General features: G+C 68.5%; 21 protein-coding genes. 10 read left to right on the top strand and 11 right to left on the bottom strand.

Translation table 11 applies throughout. The annotated features are described in order from the left end of the window. Positions 1-41: 41 nt before the first annotated feature. Both ITJ67_RS15560 and ITJ67_RS15555 read left to right on the top strand, forming a co-directional pair. Positions 42-782 carry a metal ABC transporter ATP-binding protein gene (locus ITJ67_RS15560; protein ID WP_194678284.1) on the top strand — a complete coding sequence of 247 codons (741 nt, stop codon included), beginning with the start codon at positions 42-44 and terminating at the stop codon, positions 780-782. Next, a complete protein-coding gene (locus tag ITJ67_RS15555; RefSeq protein WP_194678242.1) occupies positions 779-1,708 on the top strand; it encodes a metal ABC transporter permease in 930 nt (309 codons plus the stop codon). Before ITJ67_RS15560 ends, ITJ67_RS15555 begins: the two co-directional genes overlap by 4 nt. On the opposite strand, the gene ITJ67_RS15550 is transcribed toward ITJ67_RS15555, so the two are convergent. After that, on the bottom strand, positions 1,705-2,493 hold the full coding sequence (locus ITJ67_RS15550) for a metal-dependent transcriptional regulator (RefSeq protein ID WP_194678241.1): 789 nt from the start codon (positions 2,491-2,493) through the stop codon (positions 1,705-1,707). The two genes, ITJ67_RS15555 and ITJ67_RS15550, sit on opposite strands and share 4 nt — an antisense overlap. Before the next feature lie 96 nt (positions 2,494-2,589). Next, complete coding sequence (locus ITJ67_RS15545; protein ID WP_194678240.1) at positions 2,590-2,931, bottom strand: tryptophan synthase subunit alpha; 342 nt, start codon at positions 2,929-2,931, stop codon at positions 2,590-2,592. A 150-nt stretch (positions 2,932-3,081) separates the two neighbouring features. Here ITJ67_RS15545 and ITJ67_RS15540 point away from each other — a divergent pair, with 150 nt between their 5' ends. Beyond that, positions 3,082-4,671: a sensor histidine kinase gene (locus ITJ67_RS15540; RefSeq protein WP_194678239.1), complete on the top strand. Its 1,590-nt coding sequence runs from the start codon at positions 3,082-3,084 to the stop codon at positions 4,669-4,671. Beyond that, a complete protein-coding gene (locus ITJ67_RS15535) occupies positions 4,668-5,324 on the top strand; it encodes a response regulator transcription factor (protein WP_160075009.1) in 657 nt (218 codons plus the stop codon). The genes ITJ67_RS15540 and ITJ67_RS15535 overlap by 4 nt, the downstream gene beginning before the upstream one ends. 94 nt (positions 5,325-5,418) lie before the next feature. Here the strand turns inward: ITJ67_RS15535 and ITJ67_RS15530 are convergent, their stop codons facing one another. From ITJ67_RS15530 to ITJ67_RS15510, 5 genes are all read right to left on the bottom strand, one after another. After that, entirely contained in the window at positions 5,419-5,802 is a 384-nt protein-coding gene (locus ITJ67_RS15530) for a hypothetical protein (RefSeq protein ID WP_160075007.1), read from the bottom strand. Beyond that, positions 5,799-7,076, bottom strand: a complete 1,278-nt coding sequence (locus ITJ67_RS15525) for an aminoglycoside phosphotransferase family protein (RefSeq protein ID WP_160075005.1) — start codon at positions 7,074-7,076, stop codon at positions 5,799-5,801. The genes ITJ67_RS15530 and ITJ67_RS15525 overlap by 4 nt, the downstream gene beginning before the upstream one ends. Positions 7,077-7,185: 109 nt before the next feature. Continuing rightward, entirely contained in the window at positions 7,186-7,512 is a 327-nt protein-coding gene (locus ITJ67_RS15520) for a hypothetical protein (RefSeq protein ID WP_160075003.1), read from the bottom strand. 230 nt (positions 7,513-7,742) lie between these two features. After that, the gene (locus ITJ67_RS15515; RefSeq protein ID WP_160075001.1) at positions 7,743-8,291 is read right to left on the bottom strand and encodes a type 1 glutamine amidotransferase domain-containing protein; all 549 of its coding nucleotides are present in this window, start codon (positions 8,289-8,291) and stop codon (positions 7,743-7,745) included. Positions 8,292-8,424: 133 nt separating this feature from the next. Further along, positions 8,425-9,402, bottom strand: coding sequence for a DNA topoisomerase IB (locus ITJ67_RS15510; RefSeq protein ID WP_160074998.1), 978 nt, complete (start codon positions 9,400-9,402; stop codon positions 8,425-8,427). Positions 9,403-9,605: 203 nt separating this feature from the next. On the opposite strand from ITJ67_RS15510, the gene ITJ67_RS15505 reads away from it, so the two are divergent. From ITJ67_RS15505 to ITJ67_RS15495, 3 genes are all read left to right on the top strand, one after another. Then, positions 9,606-9,836 carry a hypothetical protein gene (locus ITJ67_RS15505; protein ID WP_104243362.1) on the top strand — a complete coding sequence of 77 codons (231 nt, stop codon included), beginning with the start codon at positions 9,606-9,608 and terminating at the stop codon, positions 9,834-9,836. Between the two features lie 3 nt (positions 9,837-9,839). Beyond that, positions 9,840-10,346, top strand: coding sequence for a hypothetical protein (locus ITJ67_RS15500; protein ID WP_160074996.1), 507 nt, complete (start codon positions 9,840-9,842; stop codon positions 10,344-10,346). Positions 10,347-11,133: 787 nt separating this feature from the next. Next, the gene (locus tag ITJ67_RS15495) at positions 11,134-11,688 is read left to right on the top strand and encodes a hypothetical protein (protein ID WP_194678238.1); all 555 of its coding nucleotides are present in this window, start codon (positions 11,134-11,136) and stop codon (positions 11,686-11,688) included. Between the two features lie 574 nt (positions 11,689-12,262). On the opposite strand, the gene ITJ67_RS15490 is transcribed toward ITJ67_RS15495, so the two are convergent. The 4 genes from ITJ67_RS15490 to ITJ67_RS15475 all read right to left on the bottom strand — a co-directional run bounded on the left by ITJ67_RS15490 (position 12,263) and on the right by ITJ67_RS15475 (position 17,546). After that, positions 12,263-13,978, bottom strand: a complete 1,716-nt coding sequence (locus ITJ67_RS15490; RefSeq protein ID WP_194678237.1) for an SDR family oxidoreductase — start codon at positions 13,976-13,978, stop codon at positions 12,263-12,265. A gap of 130 nt (positions 13,979-14,108) precedes the next feature. Next, positions 14,109-15,101, bottom strand: a complete 993-nt coding sequence (locus ITJ67_RS15485) for an anti-sigma factor (RefSeq protein WP_194678236.1) — start codon at positions 15,099-15,101, stop codon at positions 14,109-14,111. Further along, complete coding sequence (sigK, locus tag ITJ67_RS15480; RefSeq protein WP_236558643.1) at positions 15,098-15,655, bottom strand: ECF RNA polymerase sigma factor SigK; 558 nt, start codon at positions 15,653-15,655, stop codon at positions 15,098-15,100. The genes ITJ67_RS15485 and sigK overlap by 4 nt, the downstream gene beginning before the upstream one ends. 94 nt (positions 15,656-15,749) lie before the next feature. Next, positions 15,750-17,546 carry a cytochrome c biogenesis protein DipZ gene (locus ITJ67_RS15475; protein ID WP_160075374.1) on the bottom strand — a complete coding sequence of 599 codons (1,797 nt, stop codon included), beginning with the start codon at positions 17,544-17,546 and terminating at the stop codon, positions 15,750-15,752. A 519-nt stretch (positions 17,547-18,065) separates the two neighbouring features. Here ITJ67_RS15475 and ITJ67_RS15470 point away from each other — a divergent pair. The 3 genes from ITJ67_RS15470 (at position 18,066) to ITJ67_RS15460 (ending at position 20,593) form a co-directional block, all read left to right on the top strand. Next, positions 18,066-18,749, top strand: coding sequence for a fasciclin domain-containing protein (locus ITJ67_RS15470; protein WP_104244973.1), 684 nt, complete (start codon positions 18,066-18,068; stop codon positions 18,747-18,749). A gap of 283 nt (positions 18,750-19,032) precedes the next feature. Further along, positions 19,033-19,305: a GlsB/YeaQ/YmgE family stress response membrane protein gene (locus ITJ67_RS15465; RefSeq protein WP_104332906.1), complete on the top strand. Its 273-nt coding sequence runs from the start codon at positions 19,033-19,035 to the stop codon at positions 19,303-19,305. A 499-nt stretch (positions 19,306-19,804) separates the two neighbouring features. Next, a complete protein-coding gene (locus ITJ67_RS15460) occupies positions 19,805-20,593 on the top strand; it encodes a potassium channel family protein (protein WP_194678235.1) in 789 nt (262 codons plus the stop codon). The last annotated feature ends 266 nt before the right edge of the window (positions 20,594-20,859 follow it).

Here is a 20,859-nt window from a genome sequence, read left to right as displayed (position 1 = left end):
CAGCCTCCACTCCTCGGGCCAGCACTGGGCCATCGGCGGGCGTGGCCGCGCCGGCCATCGAGGTCGAGAACCTCACCGTGCACTACGGGGAGGTGCTCGCCCTCGACCGGGCGAGCCTTGCCATCGCCCCCGGCCGGGTCTGCGGGCTCATCGGCATGAACGGCTCTGGCAAGTCCACGCTCTTCAAGTCGATCATGGGCGTCGTCCGCCCCGACGCGGGCACCGTCCGCATCCTCGGGGGCTCTTCGGCGGATGCGCGCAAGCGGGGCAGCGTCAGCTACGTTCCCCAGAGCGAACAGGTCGACTGGGATTTCCCTCTCTCGGTGCGCGATGTGGTGATGACCGGACGCTACGGACACCTCGGCATCACCCGGAGGCCCCGGGCGCGCGACCACGCGGCTGTCGACGCCGCCCTCGAGCGCGTCGAGCTCTCCGAGCTGGCAGGTCGGCAGATCGGCCAGCTCTCGGGCGGTCAGCGCAAGCGCGCCTTCGTGGCCCGCGGTATCGCCCAGGAGGCCGAGGTGCTACTCCTCGACGAGCCCTTCGCGGGCGTCGACGCCCGCTCTCAGGCCACCATGACGAGGCTCCTCCGGGAGCTGGCCGAGCAGGGGGTGTGCATCCTCATCGCCACCCACGACCTGGGCTCCCTCCCAGAGCTGGCCGACGAGGCCGTCCTCTTCAACCGGCGGGTGCTGCTGCACGCGAGCCCCGAGGAGATCATCCGGCCCGAGAACCTCGCACTCGCCTTCGGCATCGAGACCGGAACGGGGGCGGCAGCATGAACCTCGTCGATCTCCTCCTCGAACCCCTCGGCTACGAGTTCATGGTGCGGGCGCTCATCACGACCGTCATCACGGCCGTCGTCTGCGCCCTCCTCAGCTGCTGGCTCGTGCTCATCGGGTGGTCCCTCATGGGAGACGCCGTCTCGCACGCCGTCCTCCCCGGGGTGGTGCTCGCCTACATCGTCGGGGCTCCCTTCGCGCTCGGGGCGCTCGCCTTCGGGCTGCTCGCCGTCGGCCTCATCGGCGTGATCCGCGACACCAGCAGGGTGAAAGAGGACGCGGCGATCGGCATCGTCTTCACGACCCTCTTCGCGTTCGGCCTCGTGCTCATCTCAGTGACGCCGAGTCAGACCGACCTCAGCCACATCCTCTTCGGCAACCTCCTCGGCGTCAGCCCCACCGACCTCGTGCAGATCGGCATACTCGCGGCGATCGTCGCCGTCGTGCTCCTCGTGAAGCGGCGAGACTTCACCCTCGTCGCGTTCGACGCCACCCACGCCCACGCGATCGGCCTCAACCCGCGCGTCCTCCGCGGCGCCCTCCTCGGGCTGCTCGCCCTCACCGCCGTCGTCGCCCTGCAGACAGTCGGCGTGATCCTCGTCGTGGCGATGCTCATCATCCCCGGAGCGACCGCGACGGTGCTCACGCGCAGCTTCGCGCGGATGCTCGTCATCGCCCCCGTCGTCTCCGTCGTCTGCTCGGCGGCGGGCCTCTACGCCAGCTACTACCTCGACGCCGCATCCGGTGGGATGATCGTGCTCGCGCAGGGCCTCGCCTTCCTGCTCGCCTACCTGCTCTCCCCAACACAGGGCCTCGTCACGTCGCGGATCCTCGCGAGGCGTCGCTCGAGGGGCAAGAGCGCTGGAGGGCCCGGCGCCACAGGGATGGCTACCGAAGGGGCGGCTGCCGAGGCGAAGACCGCCTAGCTTCCCGACGCTCTCGATTCCCGACGCTCTCGATTCCCGAAGCTCTCGGCTTCCGTCACCCAGACGGCTCGAGCCGCGACGGGCCCGAGGGCAAACGGAGCCGCGACGGGCCCCGCCGAGCCTGCGGTGCCCGCAGTGGCGTCGGCTTGCCCGCGATCAGTGTTCGCGTCCGAGTCCACCACGGTGAGCAGCATCGACTCGGAGTACGGGTCGCTCTCGCCGATCTCGAGCCGCGCCCCAACCGTGAGGCCCTTCGCCGCGAAGTACTTGAGGAGCTCGGCGTCCGAGTCCGAGATGCGCTCGACGACAACGCGCTTCCCCGCTTCGAGGCTGCTGAGCAGAACAGCCTGCGGGATGCTCACCTCGCCAGCTGCAGAGGGGATCGGGTCGCCGTGCGGGTCGCGTTCGGGGTGCCCGAGCATCGCGTCGATGCGCTCCACCATGAGGTCGGACACGGAGTGCTCGAGGTTCTCTGCCTCATCGTGCACCTCATCCCAGCCGTACTGGAGCACCTCCACGAGGAACGTCTCGAGGAGCCGGTGCCTGCGGATCATGGTCAGCGCGTGGGAGCGCCCCTCCGTGGTGAGGGAGATGCTGCCGTAGCGCGCGTGCTCGAGAAGCCCCTGGTCGGCGAGCTTGCGGATGCCCTCCGACACCGTCGAGAGCCGCAGCTGCAGGCGCTCGGCGACGATCGTCGCCGTGACGGGCGCATCCGACCACTCCTGGAGGCTCCAGACCACCTTGAGGTAGTTCTGCGCGCTCACCGAGAGTTCTGACACCGACATGCCCACAAGCCTACGGGCAGGGGATGCGACGGGGCCGCCGTCCGCGCCTGCCATCGCCGGCGGAGCCTCGGGGCACGACGCCCGGGCTCAGGCACCTCAGGCGGTTCTGGCGTCCCAGCGGTCGCCGAATCGGCTCTTTCCGGCGAGCATGGTCCACACGGTGGGCCCGAGCGGCGGGTACTCGGTCGCGATGCGCCGCATGAGCTGCGCATCGTGTTCGCCACTGGAGGGGGCTTCGTCTCCGCCCCGTTCGAGAGCTTCGGCGCGCATGAGCAGCACCACGAGCTCGTCGACCGTCGGCAGCTCCTGCATGAAGCGCCACGGGTCTTCACCGCGGCGAGCCCGCCCGTAGATCATAGTCTCTCGCTCGTCCTGCGCTTCGGCGCGCAGGACTTCGAGGCTTGCTCGCCTGGTCAGTTCGTAGCGCTCGGTTTCCACTCGACGAGCCTACGCGCCATGCCACCTTCCCGCTGGGGCTTGTGGAGCGGGACCGGGCGGACGCCTGGAGAGGTGCCGCTTGCAGCACGGCTGCGTGAGAGTCTTCTCACCTGCCAGGATCTGGACTCGTGCGCCCCAGATAATCAGTGGATGCAGGTGACCACGGTGGGGCAGGGGCGGCAGGAGGTGCGGCCCCGCGCTTCGGTGCGAGTGCGCATCCTCGCGTCGATCCTGCTCGTCACGATGCTCGGCATGATCGTCGCCGGCGCGACGAGCTACTTCGCGGCCCGCGAGCGCGACCTGAGCGGAGTTGATGAGCGCCTCGTGGCCCTCGCGGAGAACGTCAGCGGCCTCGTGAGCGGCACGGACGCCGCCGCGCCCACGACGTCGGACCCGGCAGCCCCTGCGGCCCCTGCCCCCGACCCGGCCCGCACCTTCGCGAGCAGCACCGAAGCCCTCGAGCTGGTCATGCAGCGCTTCGTCCCGGAACGCAACGAGGGAGCCCTCGGGCTGGTCGACGGCGTGCCGACGTTCATCCCGGCGACACCGACCCCGTTCTCCCTCGCCGAGGTGCCCGGCCTCGTCGAACGAGCCGTCGCGGAGACCGCCGACGACTCGGTGCGAATGGGCACCTTCGTCGACGGCGCCCTCGCCCTCCGCTACATCGCCGTCCCCTTCACGGTGGGCGACGGCTCGAGCGACGCGCTGTACCTCGCGGCGTACGACCTCCGGGCCGAGCTCGCCGACACCACCAGCACCTTCCAGACGTATGCGATGGTCGCCGTCGCCGCCCTCGCCGCCGTCGGCCTCGTGGGCTGGTTCGTCGCCGGCCGCCTCCTCAGACCACTCCGGGAGTTGCGGGAGACGGCGGCGTCGATCACGGGCAGCAACAGGTCTGCGCGCATCCCGGTCGTCGGCAACGACGACGTCTCCGCTCTGACCGCGACGATCAACGGCATGCTCGACCGCCTCGACGGCTCCCTCACCTCCCAGCGGCAGCTGCTCGACGACGTGCGTCACGAGCTGAAGACCCCCATCACGATCGTGCGTGGGCACTTCGAGCTGCTCGACCCGAACGACCCTGCCGACACCAGGGAGACGGTCGCCCTGGCCCTCGACGAGCTCGACCGCATGAGCGAGCTCATCGACGACATCGAAGCGCTTGCCGTCAGCGAGCAGCAGGGACTCCTGAGCATCGCGCCCTGCGACGTGCTCGAGCTGACGGAGCAGGTCCAGGCGAAGGCGAGCGCCCTCTCGAACCACGGCTGGGTGCTCGGTCAGACGGCGCCGGTGGTCGTCGATGTCGACGCGCGCCGCATCACGCAGGCCTGGCTGCAGCTCGCCGACAACGCCGCCAAGTACTCGCCGGCAGGCTCCCGGATCGAGCTCGGCAGCCTCGTGGATGCGCGCGGCGAGCTCCGGCTCTGGGTCCGGGACGAGGGGGTCGGCATCCCCGCCTCCGCGCAGGAGCGCATCTTCGATCGCTTCGGGCGTGCCGAGACGGGCCGCAGCCAGACCGGGTCAGGCCTCGGGCTCGCCATCGTGCAGTCGATCGCTCGCGGCCACGGTGGAAGAGTCGAGCTCTCGAGCCAGCCGGGGCTCGGGTCCACCTTCACGATCGTCGTGCCTGCGCACGGATCTCCCGGCTCCGACAGCTCCGACAGCTCCGGGGCCAGCGCCTCCGCCGCGTCAGGCGGCGACGCGCGGCCCCATCATCCCGAGGAAGAGGACACCGCATGAGCAGAATCCTGGTCGTCGAGGACGAGGCGCGCATCGCCTCGTTCGTCGAGAAGGGTCTGAAGTCGGCAGGGTACGCGGTCGCGGTGGCAGGCTCTGGCACCGATGGGTTCGAGCTTGCCCGCGGCGGCGACTTCGACCTCGTGCTCCTCGACGTCGGCCTCCCGGGAATGGACGGCTTCGAGGTGCTCGACCGGCTGCGAGCCGAGGGGCACACGATCCCGGTCATCATGCTCACGGCGCGCACCTCGGTCGAGGCCACCGTGCGGGGTCTCGACGGGGGCGCCAACGACTACCTCGCGAAGCCGTTCAAGTTCGACGAGCTCCTCGCACGCATCCGGCTTCGACTCCGGGATGCTGGGCAGGCCGCCACCACGGAGCTCACCCACGAAGACCTGCTGCTCGACCTCCGCACGCGCCGCGTGCGAGTCGCCGGCGCCGACATCGACCTGTCGGCACGCGAGTTCGGGCTCGCCGAGCAGTTCTTCGCCAACCCCGGGCAGGTCTTGAGCCGCGAGCAGCTGCTCAGCAGGGTCTGGGGGTTCGACTTCGACCCAGGCTCGAACGTCGTCGACGTATACGTCCGCTACCTGCGCGGCAAGATCGGCTCCGAGCGCATCGAGACGGTGCGGGGCATGGGATACCGCCTGCGCTGAAGCCGACCCCGGCGACCCCGGCGAGCGTCAGACCTCGCCGCCTTCAGCCTGCCCCACAGCAAGGCCCTGCCGCCGCCGGTCCTTGACGTCGCCGTCAGTCCTCACCGTCGTCATCATCATCATCATCGTCGTCGTCGTCATCGTCGTCATCGACTTGGGACGGGCCCACCGGTGCCACGGGCACGGGAGCCTGGATGCCACCCGTCGGGAGCGACGGCTGGACCGGGTCCGGCGGGAGGCTCGGTGACGGCGCCCCGGTCGAGACCGGGGCCGTGGAGGCGGTCGCTGATGGGGTCACGCTGATCGTCGTCGCCGGCGACTGCTCGCCGACGATCGGCCCGAGGTTGACGGCTTCCCCGGGCGAGGAGCGCAGCGACGTGGCCTGCGCGAACGTGACCCCGGCGAGCACGATGGCGAGCGCGCCGGCCCCGGCGAGGGCCACGACGAGCCAGCGAGGCCGGGGCTTCTCGGCGCTCATCGTCTCGGTTCCTTGGAGAGGGCGCTGGCGAAGTCGAGGATGCGATCGGGCAGCGCATCGAGCCCGACCCCTCCTCGCACGGCAGCCCCGAACGCGTGCGAGAGCAGATGTGTGAGGGCGACTGCGCTGGATCGGATGCTCAGGTCGGGGTCGTCCGTGACGAGCCCGGATCCACCCGGCTCGGCCCAGGTACGCGCGAACTCGCCCCAGGCGAGCCTGACGAGTTCGGCGAGCTCGAACGTGGCCGTGCGCAGCTCCGCTCTCCCGCCCAGATCGTGGGTGAGGGCCGTCACGATGGCGTGCGCGTAGAGCCCACCGAGGTCGTCGGCGAGGTCGCCGACGCCAGCCGTGTCGATGTCGACGACCCCCGTGATCGAGGTGCCGCCCCCGGGCCGGGCGCTCGGCTCGACGAAGATCTGTCCAAGGTGCAGGTCGCCGTGCACCGTGCGCGCTGGCCCCGGCCGCGCTTCGGCGAGCGCTCGGCGGATGCTCACCGCGATCCCATCGATGTCGGCCCGTCGCGCAGGGAGCAGGTCGTGGAGCCGCAGCAGGTACCAGTCGAGCCCCGTCGTGAGGCTCGCGCGGGCTCCTCGAGAGACGGGTGCCGCCCCGATCGACGCGACGAGCGACTGCAGTTCGCCCAGGAACTCGAGCCGAGCCTCAGGAGTGTGGGGCACGTGTGCGTCGGCAGGCAGGCCAGGCATCCGCTCGAGGGCGACGAGGCCCGCCTCGCTCCACCCGCGACTGCGCGGAACGGCGACGCCGCCGCCGCCGAGCTCCTCGTGGATGCGGTGCAGCGGCTCGGCGTGCCCGGGCCGGACGACCTTGAAGAACAGCGTGCCGTCCGGGCCGGCAAGACGCAGGACTGCTCGGCGCCCGGGCCGGTAGGCGAGCATCTCGAGCTGGCCTTCTCCGACGGCTCCGAAGCGGGCCGCGGTCTCCCGCGCTGAGTCGGGGAACGCCGTCGCGGGAAGGGCAGGCAGAGCTGGGTCGTGCGGGTACCGCCACACCCTCACCTGCTCGCGGGTCACGGGGTTCTGCACCGTGGTCCAGTTCTGCGCCTCACCCACCTCAGATGCAGCGGCCGGGTTGGTGGCCGTGTCGATGAAGAGGCGGATGCGCTCGTCTGGCCCCTGCTGCGAGGCGAGTTCCACGTCGTAGCCGGCGAGGACGCCGTCGCCGCTCGGCTCAGCGCAGGCGAGCGTCACCGACGCCACCTCGCGGCCGGTGCCAGTGGCCACGGCCTCGATCACCTGCCTGGCTGCTGCGAACATGCGCTCCCCCTTGCGGGCTCTGTCGTCGGTCCTCCTGCTGAACTTACCGGGGCCAGTTCTCCGCAGCCCGGGAGCTCGCCAGACTGTGGACATCGTCGGGCGTCGGGTGTCAGGCGCTTGGCACCGACGGCGGCGTCTGCGCCGACACCGGGCTCTGCGCGCTCACGGGGCTCTGCACGGTCGGCGCGCTGAGCGGCGTCTGGGCCGAGACGGGGCTCGGGGAGCTGAAGACAGGTGTCGCGGTGGGTGACGCGCTGCTGTCCGTCGTGGGCGAGGCCGAAGCAGTCGGGGGTGCCGACGGCGTCGTGAGGGTGAGCTGCTCGCCCGGCACGTCGCGAACCTCGAGGGCGTTGGCGACACCGGCGCCGCCGACCGCGAGGATGCCGAGCCCGAGGGCGCTTGCCGATCCGACGATGATCCAGGTGTTCTTCTTCATAGTGCTGCCTCCTGCTGACTGCCGAGCCGCGAGTTCGCCTCGGTAGACCCAAGCTTCGTGAGCATTCATGAGACGCACCGTGCCCAGTTGATGAGAGCACCCTCATGATCGGAGCCTCTGGCCCCGGAACCCGGCGCGCGCCCGCTGTCCAGCGGTGGGCCGCGCACGGGCGAGGGGTGGGCGGACGCGCCTGCATCCGCCCACCCCTCGCGACGGGCACCCTCAGTGGGTCATGCCGTCTGCCCGCGGTGCTTGCCCTCCGCGATCTCCTCGACGAGCTTCGCGTTGAACGCTGGCAGGTCGTCTGGAGTGCGGCTCGAGACGAGCCCCTGGTCGACGTGGACCTCCTCGTCGACCCAGGTCGCCCCGGCATTGACGAGGTCGGTCTTGAGGCTCGGGAAGCTCGTGAGCGTGCGCCCGTCGAGCACCTTCGCGTCGGTGAGGATCCACGCGCCGTGGCAGATCGCCGCAACTGGCTTGTGGGCCTCGAAGAAGTCGCGTGCGAACGAGACCGACGCCTCGTCGAGACGCAGGAGGTCGGCGTTGCCGACCCCTCCCGGGAGCACGAGCGCGTCGAAGTCCGCTGCCTTCGCGTCAGCCGAAGCGAGGTCGACGGCCTGTTCATGCCCGTTCTTGCCCGTCACGGTGCCGGACTCGGGCGCGACGAGGGACGCGTCTGCGCCCGCCTCGGTCACGGCGCCCCATGGGCTGGTCAGCTCGCTGTCCTCGAAGTCGTTCGTGAGGAGGAAGGCCACGCGCTTGGTGTCGAGAGTCGTCATTGCTGAGTGTCCTTTCGTCGGGGGAAGTATGCAGCTCGGGCGGGACCGGGTTCCGACCCACAACCGAGCAGGCGTCAACGCTCTCGCACCGACCTCACCGAACCTTGGATGTCTCGTGTGCGCGCCCTGGCCGTCAGCTGGACGAGCCCAGCAGCAGCTCCCGCAGCGCCGCCTCGCCGGAGCCCCTGCCCGCAACGACGACCCGTCCCTCGTCGTAGGCCTCGATGACGCGCGGATCGATGTAGCTCGACCTCGCGACCGCTGGCGTGTTCCCGAGCAGCTCGGCGGTGTCCCGCACGGCCTGCGCCACCAGCGACTTCCGCTCCCGCACGGTGCCCCCGACCCCCAGTTCGGCGAGCCGACCAGCAGCGAAGACCGTGCCGTGGAGCGTGCGGAAGTCCTTCGCCGTGAATTCGCCCTTCGTGCGCATCCTGATGTCGTCGTTCACCTCTCTGGCCGCGAGTCGCCGCCAGGCTCGCCCGTCCTTCCACGCCAGGATGCGACGCCCAGGCGAGCCGGTGCCCTTGCGCTCCCCCAGGAACGACACGAGCTCGCCGTCCTCGATGAGGGCGCTCCACGGCACCCCACTCTTGCCCTTGAACTCGAGCAGCACCTGCTCCTCCTGCAGCAGGATGTGCCGGTTCAGGAGCGTCGTGAGCCCCCGGTGCCCGAACTGCTTCGCCGACCTCTCGCTGCCCACCCGCAGGAATGCCGTGTCGAGGAGCTTGAAGCTCGCGGCGAGCGAAGCATCCCTGCCGGAGCTCGCTGTGCGGAGGGCACTCGTCGCCGAACGCCGCGCCGCGGGGAGCACCCGGGACAGCTCGAGGGCCCGGTCGAAGGTCACGATCTGCCGCTTCGCCGTCCAGTCGGGATGGTAGATGTACTGGGTTCGACCGAGCGCATCCACGCCGAGGGCGAGGACATGGGCGTTCTCGTGCGGCGCGATGCGCACGTCCTGCCAGGCCGGTGGGATGGCGAGCGACGCGAGGCGTTCGCGGAGTCGTGCGTCGACGATGCGCTCACCGCGCTCGTCGCGGTAGCTGAAGCCGCTCCCGGCAACGTGCCGCGTCCACGCGCCAGCCGCGGGAGTCCACCTTCGCAGTCGAACCATCCCTTCTGACTAGCACCCGCCACCCCGTTGTGGCAAGGCTTCAACGCTGAGGAACATATTGGCGTATCTCTAAGAGGTATCAGCTTCCCTGAGATGTCGTGAGAACTCTCCACATATCTCAGGGAATAGCCCTCCGCGCACATGTCAGTGCGCGAAGATGCGACTATCCGTCTGAGACGGTCGCCAACGACGGCAGGAGCCTCATGCCATTCCCCGTTCCACCTCTCACCGCGACGACGCCCGCCGAGGGCCGCGTCGACCGCCTCTCCGAGAACTCGTACCGGGTCGTCAAAGACGGACGTGTCCTCGGCTTCATCAACAAGATCGATGAACTCTGCGTCGTCTCGGCAGGGTCCGACCCGGGTGCGGCCTTCGAAGTGCTGCAGACCCGCGACTTCGCCCGTGCCGTCAAGGAGCTCCAAGACCGAGCCTGACTCGTGGATTCCCAGCAGCGCGGCTCAAGGTTCCGCTGGAAGGCAGCGGGCCTCGGGGCCGCGTGCGCCGTTGCCGTCGTGCTGAGCGGATGCTCGCCGACCGGCCAGGCGCCGAGCTCAGAATCCAGCACTGGCACGTTCTCGCCGGCCGCTGCACCCCAGGCCGCGGAAAGCTCAGATGCCTCGGAGTCCTCAGCGGCCCCGGACGGTGGGGAACTCGTGTTCGCCGCCACGGCGGACGACCGCCATTCGTGGATCACCGCGGAGGCCCGGGTGACCGGCGTGACCCGGACGGGCACGTGCGAGTACACCGCGAGCGCCGAGGGCGTTGACACGATCACTCGAACGGCCAAGGCGCTCAGCAGCAATTACGACACGGTGTGCGGTGATATCTCCTTCGAGCTCGGGACGCCCGGCACCTACACGGTGACCGTCACCATCACGGGAGTCACCGCGGAGCCGGTGACCGGCAGCACCGAGGTCGAGTTCCTGGGCTCCTCCGCCGACTGACGAGTCCGGACGGCCCCCGCCCGCACCGCCCGAGGCGGCGCGCCCTCGCCGCTGCCCAGCTCTCCTCCTCCGCGCTCCGCCCGCGCGACCACTCGCGCCCGCTATCCCCCGTCGCGCCCCCGCTACGTGCCCCCGCTCGCAGACCTGGGGCCAGCGCACCGCGTACGCGCCAAACGGATGCATAAACCCCGGGTCTGTCCGCGCCAGGGGCCGCGCTCCACTGTGATGTCACAGGTGCGCCGCTCTTGGAGTTCTCCACAGCGGTTCGCGGGATCCCGCGCGGGCGACGCCGCGCACGTAGCGTCGCCGTGTGGCTCCTCCAGACAGACCTCCGCGTTTTCGCGACCAGCTTCCACCCGAGCTCCGGGGCAAGAGCTTCACGGTGGCGGACGCGCAAGACCTGGGTGTGGGCCGGGGCCGGCTGAGGAACCCGGGGCTGGCGAGACCCTTTCGTGGCGTTCGCGTCGATAGCGACGCAGCAGAGCCGGCTGACGGGCAGGAGTCGACATCGGCGGCTGTTCGCCTACAGCTCCGAGCCCGCGATCTGCAGTACGCGCCGCTCCTCAAGGAAGCGCACGCCTACGGCGCAGTGTCCGCGGCACGGATCCTTGGCCTGCCCCTCCCGTTGCAACTCCTCAGGGATCCGCGCGTCCATCTCGTCGTCCCTGACGGCACGAACGTCCCTCGGCGCCCAGGAGTCACCACCAGAATCGTCCCAGCACGGCTCTGGCGCACGTTCACGTTCGATGGTGTCCCGCTGCCTCATCCAGCGCTCCTCTACGGCCTGATGAGTCGCGACCTCCTGCGCTCGAGCGCCTCCTCGGCGCGGCCAGACCTCCTCGGCTTCGGTGACGCGCTTGTCAGCGGGGCCGAAAACTACCCGAACCGTCGCTGGCGCGAAAATCTCGCGGCGCCCGATGCCCTGCAACGGTACGTGGCCGAGTGGTCGCCCGGGTTCGGTGCTGCCCTGCTCCGCGAGATGACGCCGCAGATTCGCGAGAAGGTTGAGTCGCCGTATGAAAGCCTCCTGCGCTTCGTGCTCCACGACTCCGGATATCCGGAACTCACCGTTCAGCACTCTCTGCGTGTCCGAGGGAAGGAAGTCGCGCGCCCTGACTGCGCTGATCTCGAGGCGAAGATCGCCTACGACTTCGAGGGGCTCGGGCATCTGGTGAGTCCGAAGCAGTGGAGACGCGACATCCAGCGCGTTCGCCAGGTCACCAATCTGGGCTGGCATTCCGAGCGGCTCACCATCTCAGACCTCTGGCCGGATCCCAGCGCATTCGTTGCGCACGCGCACGCCCTGCGAGAGCGGCGTCTACGTCTGCTCGGCAAGCTGTGACGCCGAGCACCCCCTGCTGACTTGCGTGCTGAGTCCCGCGGCCCGAAGCCCGCAGCACAGACCTGGGGCTCGCGCACGCTCCCAGCCCAGCGGAGGTACCTATCCCCCAGGTCTGCCCGCGCCAGCCACAGACCAGGGGCTCGCGCATGCACGACGCATGTGGCGCATGCAGAACCCCCAGGTCTGCCCGCGCCAGCCACAGACCTCGGGGCTCACGCACACTCCCAGCCCAGCGGACGTGCAGATCCCCCAGGTCTGCACCCGCGCCAGCCACAGACCTCGGGCTCACGCATGCGTGACGCGAGCGGCGCATGCAAAACCCCCAGGTCTACGCCCACGCCAGCCACAGACCTCGGGCTCACGCACCCACAACGCGTGCGGCGCATGCAAAACCCCCAGGTCTGCCCACGCCAGCCACAGACCTCGGGCTCACGCACCCACAACGCGCGCGGCGCATGCAAAACCCCCAGATCTGCACCCGCGCCAGCCACAGACCTGGGGCTCACGCACGCTCCCGGCCCAGCGGAGGTGCAGATCCCCCAGGTCTGCGCGCGGGGAAGGGCAGTGGCGGGGCTCAGTCGTCCGCTTGCGCGGTAGCCGTCGCCACAATGCGGGACGCCATGGTCGCGAAGATGAACCCGTGGAAGGGGAACACGGCTGCCCAGTACAGGCGGCCGAGCAGACCCTGCGGGAAGTACACGGCGCGCTGCTCGTAGCGGGAGCGGATGCGCTCCCCGTCCTTCACCTCATCGCCGCGCGCATCCGACTCGCCGTCTCCGTCGCCGACCGGCAAGGCCCGCATCTCGAGCCACGCGAGCCCGGGCACGCGCATCTCCGCCCGCAGCCTCAGGAGCGAGCCATGCTCGCCGCCGCGCTCGATGGTCTCGACGCGCCAGAAGTCGAGTGCGTCGCCGACTGCGAGCCGGTCCGGGTTGGTGCGGCCGCGACGCAGCCCCACCCCGCCGACGAGCTTGTCCATGACGCCGCGGGCCCCCCAGAGCAGCTTCGACGAGTACCAGCCGTTGTCGCCGCCGATGCCCTCGATGACGCGGAACAGCTGCTCGGGTGAGACCGTGCTCTCCTTCGACTGCTCATCGGTGAAGACGGTCTGCCCCGCCCAGTCCGGGTCGGCGGGCAGGGGGTCGCTTGGCGCGCTGTGCACGTTCGCGTCGCGCCAGCTCGTCTCCGTGGCTCGCTGCTTCTCCCGACCCAGGGCCAGCTCAACGGCCCGCAGGTAGGTCGTGAGGCCGCCCTCGGGCGGCGGGATGAGCGCATCCACGTCGCGGTTCTTGACGACGCACTCGTTCTGCAGCGACTCGACGAGGGGCCGGGCGATGGACTTTGGGATCGGGGTCACGAGGTTCACCCAGCGAGACGCGAGGCCGGGCGTGAAGACGGGCAGCGAGGCGATGGCCCGCTGGCGCAGACCGGCCTTCACGGCGTACCCGTTCATCATCTGCCCGTACCTGAGCACGTCGGGGCCGCCGATGTCGAGCGCCCGGTTCTCGTCTCCCTCGATGCGGGCGGCGCCCAGCAGGTAGTGGAGGACATCACGGACGGCGATGGGCTGGATGTGGTTGCGCACCCACTGCGGGGCAGGCATGTACGGCAGCACCTCCGTGAGGTGCCGCACCATCTCGAAGGATGCGGAGCCGGAGCCGATGACGATGCCGGCCTGCAGGACGATGGTCGGGACGGGCGACCTCAGGAAGACCTCGCCGACCTCCTTGCGGGAGCGGAGGTGCTTCGAGAGCTTCGCGTCGTCGGGGTGCAGGCCGCCCAGGTAGACGATGCGGGAGACGCCGGCCTTCGCGGCTTGCTCCGCCACGTTCTCGGCGAGCTGCAGGTCGGTGCGTTCGAAGTCGGACCCGGATCCCATGGCGTGGACCAGGTAGTAGACGACGTCAATGTCCTGCATGGCTTCGCCGACGGCCTTCGGGTCGTCCGCGTCGCCCACGACCACGTCGACCTCGTCTCCCCAGTCGTACGCGGAGACGCGGCCGGCGTTGCGGGCCAGCACCCGCACCCGGTAGCCGGCGGTGAGGAGCCTCGGCACGAGGCGGCCTCCCAGGTAGCCCGTCGATCCGAAGACGAGCACTCTCGGCGCTGAGCCGTCCCCTCGAGGAACGGCCTTGAGCGCTGGCTCGTTGCCCGTCGGGGCTGGCGTCGCGGGCGTGCTGCTGTTGGCCGGAGTGACTCCGGCAGCGAAGTCGCTGTCAGCAGAAGACGGCGCACTGTCCTTCGCGGACTCGCTGGCCTGGGCGTTTGGGGGCGTGCCTGGTGATGCCATGCTCGCGAGGCTATTGCCCCTGTCTGATCGCAAGATGATGGGTTGACAAAGCGGCACGACAGAGCCCCCGAGGGATTTGCCGCTCGGGGGCTCTGAGGTCAATCTTCGTCGTTCTTCTCGGCGGTGCGCTCTAGCTCTGCACGACCGCGACCGGGTCGGTCGTCGGCAGGCCCGTTGCGGAGCCGCCCTTCGACTCCACCGTGAGGCCGACGGCCATGCCTGGCGCGAATGTTCCGTCGAGCACCTTCACGGCTGGGGCACCGTCGGCCATGGTCAGGACTCCGGCAGGTGCGGGTCCTTCCCCGTCGATGTACCAGAGCTCGTAGTCGTTCTCCTCGGGCAGCTGGGCCATGCCATCCGCGATGACCGCGGATTTGCCGAGCTCCTGCGACCAGTAGACCGTGACGGTTCCGCCGCCGGCTGCCTCGGTGCGAGCACTGTCGACGTCGGGGGCGGCGAGGATGAGCGCCACGTCGCCGTCGGCGAGGGGCTGCTCCTGCGAGTCCTGCCCGAACCCGCCGAAGGCAAGGCCTCCGCCGAGGAACAGGCCGACGGCGAGAACAACCGCGGCAGTCGCGGCGAACATGGCCTGGGCGCTGCTGCGGAACCAGCGTCCGCGGGCTCGTGTCTCCACGGGCCCGAAGTCGTCGTCTCCGGTCGAGGTGGTCGAGGCTCCACCGCCGACGGCGACAGGACGTCGTTCGTCGTCGGAGTCGCGCTCGCCGGCATCGGTCTCGGGCTCCGGTGCGAGAGACAGCCTGGGCCGCCCCTCCGCCTCGGCGTCCCGCGGGGCCGCGCCAGCAGGTGCAGGCGGCGTGCCGGCGTCGGAAGCTCCCGCGGGTGCCGCGGACTCCTTCTCTCCGCCGACCGGGTTCTGCTGCGGGAAGCTGTCGAGCTTCGCGAACAGCGAGCCCTTCATGGATGCAGGAGGAGTCACCGGGGAGACTGCGAGCGCAAGCTGCGCTGCGGCTTCCTGGTAGCTCTCGAACTCCTCCGAGAGCTCGCCGTCTTCCAGCAGCTTGTTCAACAGCGCACGGTCTGCGGCATCGTCGAAGTCGTTGGCAGAGAGCGCCTCTGCAGCAAGCAGCTGCTCGAGCTCCTCACGTTCCTGTTCGTAACTCATGACACCACCCCCAACTCGCGACGCAACCGATTCATTCCGTCTCTGATCCTTGTCTTCACCGTGCCGAGAGGCACCTCGAGCCGTTCCGCGATCTCACTCTGGGTGAGACCCCCGTAGTAGGCCAGGGTGACCGCCTCTCGCTGCTGATCGCTGAGCGCGCTGAGTGCCTTCTGGGCCCTCTTGTGCTCGATGCTGATCTCAGCCGACTCGGCGACGTCGTCGCGTTCCCCTTCGAAGTCCCGCGCCCCGATCTTCAGGTCACGGTCCTTCGATGCCTGGGATGCGCGCACCCGGTCGATGGCTCTGCGGTGCGCGACAGTCAGCATCCACGTGGTCGCCTTGCCCTTGCTCGGCGAATACGATGCGGCGGTCTGCCAGATCTCGAGCAGCACCTCTTGGGCGACCTCTTCGGACTGCGCCTGGTCGACAAGCACTCGCCTGATGAGTCCGAGCACACGCGGTGCCATGAGGTCGTAGAGGGTCGAGAAGGCTTCCTTGCTTCCTGTAGCGGTGCGCACGAGAAGGTCCTCTATCTCTCCGATGGCTTCGCTCACAAGCTCAGCTTGCCATCTCGCGAAGGTTTCGCGAAGTCGGTTGACTTCGTGTTGGGTTCCTGGGAAGTGCGATGCTGGGACGTTCGGCCTGGCCTCAACCGAAGGTGAATGAGTAAGCATCCACGCCACCCCCCAGCGTCACGGTCAGTTCTCCCTGCTTGCTCTGGTCCCCTTCGAAGAGGAGGTAGGAGCCCGGGTTGCCCTCGACTTGGATCTCTCGGGGGCCGGTGCCGTCGTCGACGGTCACGGTTCCGGAGCCGCCGAGCACCATTCGGATGGTCGAGGCGGTGTAGGAGAGCTTGATCTTTCCTTCGTCGTCGCTTCGGATGCCCTGCGAGTCGAGGTTGAAGTCACCCTCGAGCGCGAAGGTGTCCTGTTGCTGCTGCGCGGGGAACGTGAAGCTGCGGTCACCCTGGCCGTACTCGCCTTCACCTGCGTAGTTGACGACCTTCGTCGGCATCAGGTAGGTCTCTGGCGTCGTGCTTCCGAGTTCCGGCGTGGTGTCCGAGGTGTCGGTCTCGCCGGGGAGCTGCACGTCCGGGTTCGCTTCCTTGAGGAGGTCGCGGATCTGGGCCTCGGTCTCGGCGTATCCGCCTTCACCGAAGTGGATGGCGCGGACGGTTCCCGTTGCGTCGATCAGGTAGTGGGCTGGCCAGTACCGGTTGCGGTAGTTGGTCCAGGTGCCCAGGTTGTTGTCGAGGGCGACGGGGTACTCGATGCCGAACTCGTCGATCGCGTTCGCGACGTTCGAGGCTTCCTTCTCGAAGGCGTACTCGGGAGAGTGGACGCCGATCACCTGGAGGCCGGAGTCCTTGTAGGCCTGATCCCATGCGGTGACGTGCGGGATGGAGCGGATGCAGTTGATGCAGGAGTATGCCCAGAAGTCGATGAGGACGACCTTGCCCTCAGCGGCCTGTGCAGCGAGCTGCACCTCTTCGCCGTCAGGGGTGTTCATCCACTCCTGAATGTCCAGGATGTCTGGGGCCGGGCCGCAGTCTCCGAGCTCCGGGTCGCCGGGGGTGCAGTTGGTGAGCTGCTCGTTCTGGTCGTTGACCAGGCCACCGAAGGCGAGTGCCTCCTCGACCTGCTCGTTCGAGTTGAACTGCTCCTGGAGGCCGGCCGTGTAGTCCGGCACAAGGCGCTGGAGCAGCTGCGGGAGGTTGAAGACGAGTCCGATCGCGAGGGCGATCATGACAACACCGGCGGTGATGCGGATGCCACGCTGGTGCTTGCGGAACGACTTGACTCGCTCGCCGACGCGACGTCCGGCGAGGGCGAAGATGAGAAGCGGGATCGCGGCGCCGATGCCGAACGTCACCGTGAGGATGACGGTCTCGATTCCGATCTGACCAGTCGAGCCGGCAACCGTGATGGCTGCGAGCACGGGGCCGGCGCACGGCACGTAGACGGCGCCGAGCGCGATGCCGAGGAGGAAGCCGCCGCGGTCGGTGTTGACCTGCTTCTGCGGGATCCAGGAGAACGGCTTCTCGAGGAGGTGCTCGAACTTCGGCACGATGAGGCCGACGCCGATGAGGACAAGCACGATGATGCCTGCCCAACGCAGCACGTCCTGGGGGAGCCCGAGGAGGCTGAGGAGCAGCGAGCCGAGCAGCGTGAAGACGCTGAAGCTCGTAACGAGGCCCAGGATGACGAGGTACGGCCGGGCGGATGCGCGCCGCTTCGTCGTGCGCTCGCTCTTGACTTTCGTCTTGAGCGCGCCCTCGTCAGGCCCTTCGGCCCCGGGATCCTGGGCCTCGGCCTGCATCTCCTCGTCGCTGCGTGCACCCTGCACGCCGCCCGAGAAGAAGATGACGGGTAACACGGGAAGGATGCACGGGGAGATTCCCGTGATGAGGCCTCCGAGGAAGCCTATGAGTCCTAGCGAGATCATGTTGCGCTCCCTGAAGCATGGTTGTCAGGCGGACGTTCATGCCTGTGCACTGCATTCGGAGCCGTGTGCCTATCGGTTTGTCGTTTCCGCGTATTCGATGGGCTCGGTTCGTGCTCTCCGCCGGAACACGGCGCGAGAGCACTGTGGGGAAGGAACCGGATGACGCTCCTTCCCGGCCAGGTGTTCGTCGAGTAGGCGGGGACACACGCCTATATTCGTCGAGTGGGCGGGGACACACGCCTATATAGGTTCGCCGCGCTCAGGTCTCCGGGGCGGTGCCGCGCTCAGCGCCAGCCCCGCCAGCCCCGCAGCCGGGCGGCTCCACGGCCGCCATGAGCGCTGCCAGCTGAAACCGCGCACCGAGTTGGGGTGCGAGATCGGCGGAATGACGGGCATGTGGGGGCCGCCGAAGTTTTATTCCGAACTTTTCCAATCCGCTTCAGGAGGGCCTCCGAATGCCTTTGTGAACCGCAACGGATGCGGCTCCGGCCCCCCGGCCGAGAAATGAGGAGTGAAGTTATGCGCACTATCACCAGGAAGGGCTCACTCGCCCTCCTCTCGCTGGCGGCCATCTCGACCTTCGGCCTGGCAGCCTGCTCGAACTCGGCCCCCATGGCTGAGACCGACGCCTCCACGGAAGCCTCCCCCATGGAGACTGCAATGGAGACGCCTATGGAAACCACCATGGAGACGATGGACCCAGCAGCCAACCTCGTCGGATCCGGCTGCGCCGACTACGCAGCTCAGGTTCCGGACGGTGCAGGCTCCGTCCAGGGCATGTCCCAGGACCCGGTCGCGGTTGCGGCTTCCAACAACCCGCTGCTCACGCAGCTCACGGCAGCTGTCTCCGGCCAGCTCAACCCCGATGTTGACCTCGTCTCGACGCTGAACGGCGGAGAGTTCACGGTCTTCGCACCGGTCGATGAGGCCTTCGGCAAGATCGATGCGGGAACGATCGACACGCTCAAGACCGACGCCGACCTCCTCTCGGGGATCCTCACCTACCACGTGGTTGAGGGACAGATCCTTCCTGACGAGATCGCTGGCGACCACAAGACCGTCCAGGGCGAGAACGTCACCGTCACCGGTGAGGGCGACAACCTCATGGTCGGCGACGCCAAGGTCATCTGCGGTGGAGTCCAGACCGCCAACGCAACCGTCTACCTGATCGACTCGGTGCTCATGCCGCCGTCGATGATGTAAGACAAACGCATCTAGCACGACAAACAGATATGGCCCCGGATCTTGCATCCGGGGCCTTTATCTGATTCCTTTTCGCTCAATCATCGCGTAATGCGCGAATATCACAGCGAGGGCACGGATTTCCGTGGATTCCCACACAGGATTTCGTTATATGGATATCCGGGGGTCACAATGGGTTGTCCGGTTAAAGACGCGGCTGTGCCAACTGAGTGCCACAAGCGCCACAGGGGAAGCCATCGTCCGACACCGGCGACTACAGTCAACATCGAACTCTGGAGCTCTCATGGGATTCCTCGCATTCCTTCTTCTCGGACTCATCGCCGGGGCCATCGCGAAGCTCATCCTGCCCGGCAAGCAGGCTGGCGGCTGGATCGCTACCCTCATCCTCGGCGTCGTCGGCGCACTGCTCGGCGGCTGGATCGGCGGCATGCTCTTCGGTGAGGGCGTTGACGCGTTCTTCTCGCTGAGCAGCTGGCTCCTGGCCATCGGTGGCTCGCTCATCGTCCTCGTCATCTGGGGATTCATCACGAGCCGCAGCAGCAGGAACAAGGCGTAAGACGCGCACGCACGATCAAGACCTCGGGCCCCGGCATCTTTGCCGGGGCCCGTTGTCGTCTCCGAGACGGTTCGCGGAGCGAATGTCCCTCCCACCTCCCAGTACCGGGGGATCTCGACCAAGACCCGTGACCATCTGGGGACTCCGGAGGGACGTTCGGCTGAGCTCGCGGCCGAGTTCGTAGTGCTCATCTCACGCGCGGGGTCCATCGCGAGCAGGCAGGGGCGCGCTCGACGACCCTCAATCCGCTCGACGCGACCTTCGTGCTGAACTCGGCGGCCGCATCCTCACTGCCCTACTGCGATTCGCTGCTCGCCGGCTCAGACGCCCACCCACGGGACGAGGCGACACTCGTGCGCCTCGCAGCTGTGCTGATCCTCGGAGACCACCGCGGCGACCTGGACCAGGACCTGGACCACGAGCAGGGACCAGGGTTGCGCTTCCTCCCGCTTGAGCTTCCCGCTCGCGGCGCGGGCCCTTCGTGTGGTTCGCTCGAGGCATGACCTCCAGTGCGAGCAGCAGCAGTGACCAGCGGCCGAGTCACGACGACCAAGCACCTGCTGACCAGCGACGCTCGGCACGCGCCGAAGCTCGCTGGCGGATGCTGACACGCTGGGAGCACTACACGTCACTGCCGATGTTCGTGGTCGCGGTCGCGTTCTTCACGGCGTCGTCGCTCTTGCTCATCGACGTGCAGCTAAGCGCGAATGAGCAGAGCCAGCTCGCGAGCGTCGTCTCGATCAGTTGGACCCTCTTCATCGTCGAGTTCCTGATCCGCCTCGTGATCAGTCCGGTGAAGGTCACGTTCGTGCGCTCGCGATGGTTCGACCTGCTCTCGCTGTTCGTTGTCGTGTTGCGGCCATTCCTCATCGTCACGTACCTGTGGCGCCTGCCGTTCTTCCGCCGCGGTGGCGCTCGCGCGAAGCGCACCCGCAATGTTCTCGCGGTGTCGATCGCGTCGCTCCTGTACGTATACACGGCGTCGCTCGGCGTGTACCTCGTCGAGCACAAGACGCCAGGCGCGTCGATCGTGAGCATGGGGGATGCGCTGTGGTGGGGGTTCACGACAATCACGACGGTCGGCTACGGCGACTTCACGCCTGTGACGCTCGCCGGCCGCGCCCTGGCGGTCTCGCTCATGGTGTCCGGTGTGCTCATCGTCGGGTTCGTGAGCGCGACGATCATGTCGGCGATCCGTGAGGACGCGCAGACCATCGCGGCGAAGCTCACGACGAAGGCGCCCGGCGTCGAGGCCGGCGGCTCCCACCCTGAGCAGGCTGCGCGCTGACCAGTCGCTGCGCGCTCCCGTCCATGCGGGCGTGCGTCCGTGCGGGCGTGCGGGCGTGCGGGCGTGCGGGCGTGCGGGCGTGCGGGCGTGGGGGCGTGGGGGCGTGGGGGCGTGGGGGCGTGGGGGCGTGGGGGCGATCGTCTCTCATAGGGCCGTCGGGCGTCGGGGCATCGGGTGTTTTTGGGCAACAAAAAAGCCGGGGTTGATCATCGAGGAGCATCTCTGCTCACTCAACAACCAACCCCGGCTTATGAAGAAGTCCGGCG

The organism is Pseudoclavibacter sp. VKM Ac-2867, assembly GCF_015351275.1.
Classification (GTDB): domain Bacteria; phylum Actinomycetota; class Actinomycetes; order Actinomycetales; family Microbacteriaceae; genus Pseudoclavibacter.
This window is presented reverse-complemented; position numbering and strand designations above follow the sequence as displayed.

Bases quoted from the DNA above. Each gene is read 5' to 3' on its own strand.
- ITJ67_RS15535 (WP_160075009.1), top strand. From the start codon at position 4,668: ATGAGCAGAATCCTGGTCGTCGAGGACGAGGCGCGCATCGCCTCGTTC.
- ITJ67_RS15485 (WP_194678236.1), bottom strand. From the start codon at position 15,101: ATGAGTTACGAACAGGAACGTGAGGAGCTCGAGCAGCTGCTTGCTGCA.
- ITJ67_RS15495 (WP_194678238.1), top strand. From the start codon at position 11,134: ATGAGTCGCGACCTCCTGCGCTCGAGCGCCTCCTCGGCGCGGCCAGAC.
- ITJ67_RS15510 (WP_160074998.1), bottom strand. From the start codon at position 9,402: ATGGTTCGACTGCGAAGGTGGACTCCCGCGGCTGGCGCGTGGACGCGG.
- ITJ67_RS15555 (WP_194678242.1), top strand. From the start codon at position 779: ATGAACCTCGTCGATCTCCTCCTCGAACCCCTCGGCTACGAGTTCATG.
- ITJ67_RS15530 (WP_160075007.1), bottom strand. From the start codon at position 5,802: ATGAGCGCCGAGAAGCCCCGGCCTCGCTGGCTCGTCGTGGCCCTCGCC.
- ITJ67_RS15540 (WP_194678239.1), top strand. From the start codon at position 3,082: ATGCAGGTGACCACGGTGGGGCAGGGGCGGCAGGAGGTGCGGCCCCGC.
- ITJ67_RS15525 (WP_160075005.1), bottom strand. From the start codon at position 7,076: ATGTTCGCAGCAGCCAGGCAGGTGATCGAGGCCGTGGCCACTGGCACC.
- ITJ67_RS15465 (WP_104332906.1), top strand. From the start codon at position 19,033: ATGGGATTCCTCGCATTCCTTCTTCTCGGACTCATCGCCGGGGCCATC.
- ITJ67_RS15505 (WP_104243362.1), top strand. From the start codon at position 9,606: ATGCCATTCCCCGTTCCACCTCTCACCGCGACGACGCCCGCCGAGGGC.
- ITJ67_RS15490 (WP_194678237.1), bottom strand. From the start codon at position 13,978: ATGGCATCACCAGGCACGCCCCCAAACGCCCAGGCCAGCGAGTCCGCG.
- ITJ67_RS15520 (WP_160075003.1), bottom strand. From the start codon at position 7,512: ATGAAGAAGAACACCTGGATCATCGTCGGATCGGCAAGCGCCCTCGGG.
- ITJ67_RS15460 (WP_194678235.1), top strand. From the start codon at position 19,805: ATGACCTCCAGTGCGAGCAGCAGCAGTGACCAGCGGCCGAGTCACGAC.
- ITJ67_RS15475 (WP_160075374.1), bottom strand. From the start codon at position 17,546: ATGATCTCGCTAGGACTCATAGGCTTCCTCGGAGGCCTCATCACGGGA.
- ITJ67_RS15515 (WP_160075001.1), bottom strand. From the start codon at position 8,291: ATGACGACTCTCGACACCAAGCGCGTGGCCTTCCTCCTCACGAACGAC.
- ITJ67_RS15470 (WP_104244973.1), top strand. From the start codon at position 18,066: ATGCGCACTATCACCAGGAAGGGCTCACTCGCCCTCCTCTCGCTGGCG.
- ITJ67_RS15550 (WP_194678241.1), bottom strand. From the start codon at position 2,493: ATGTCGGTGTCAGAACTCTCGGTGAGCGCGCAGAACTACCTCAAGGTG.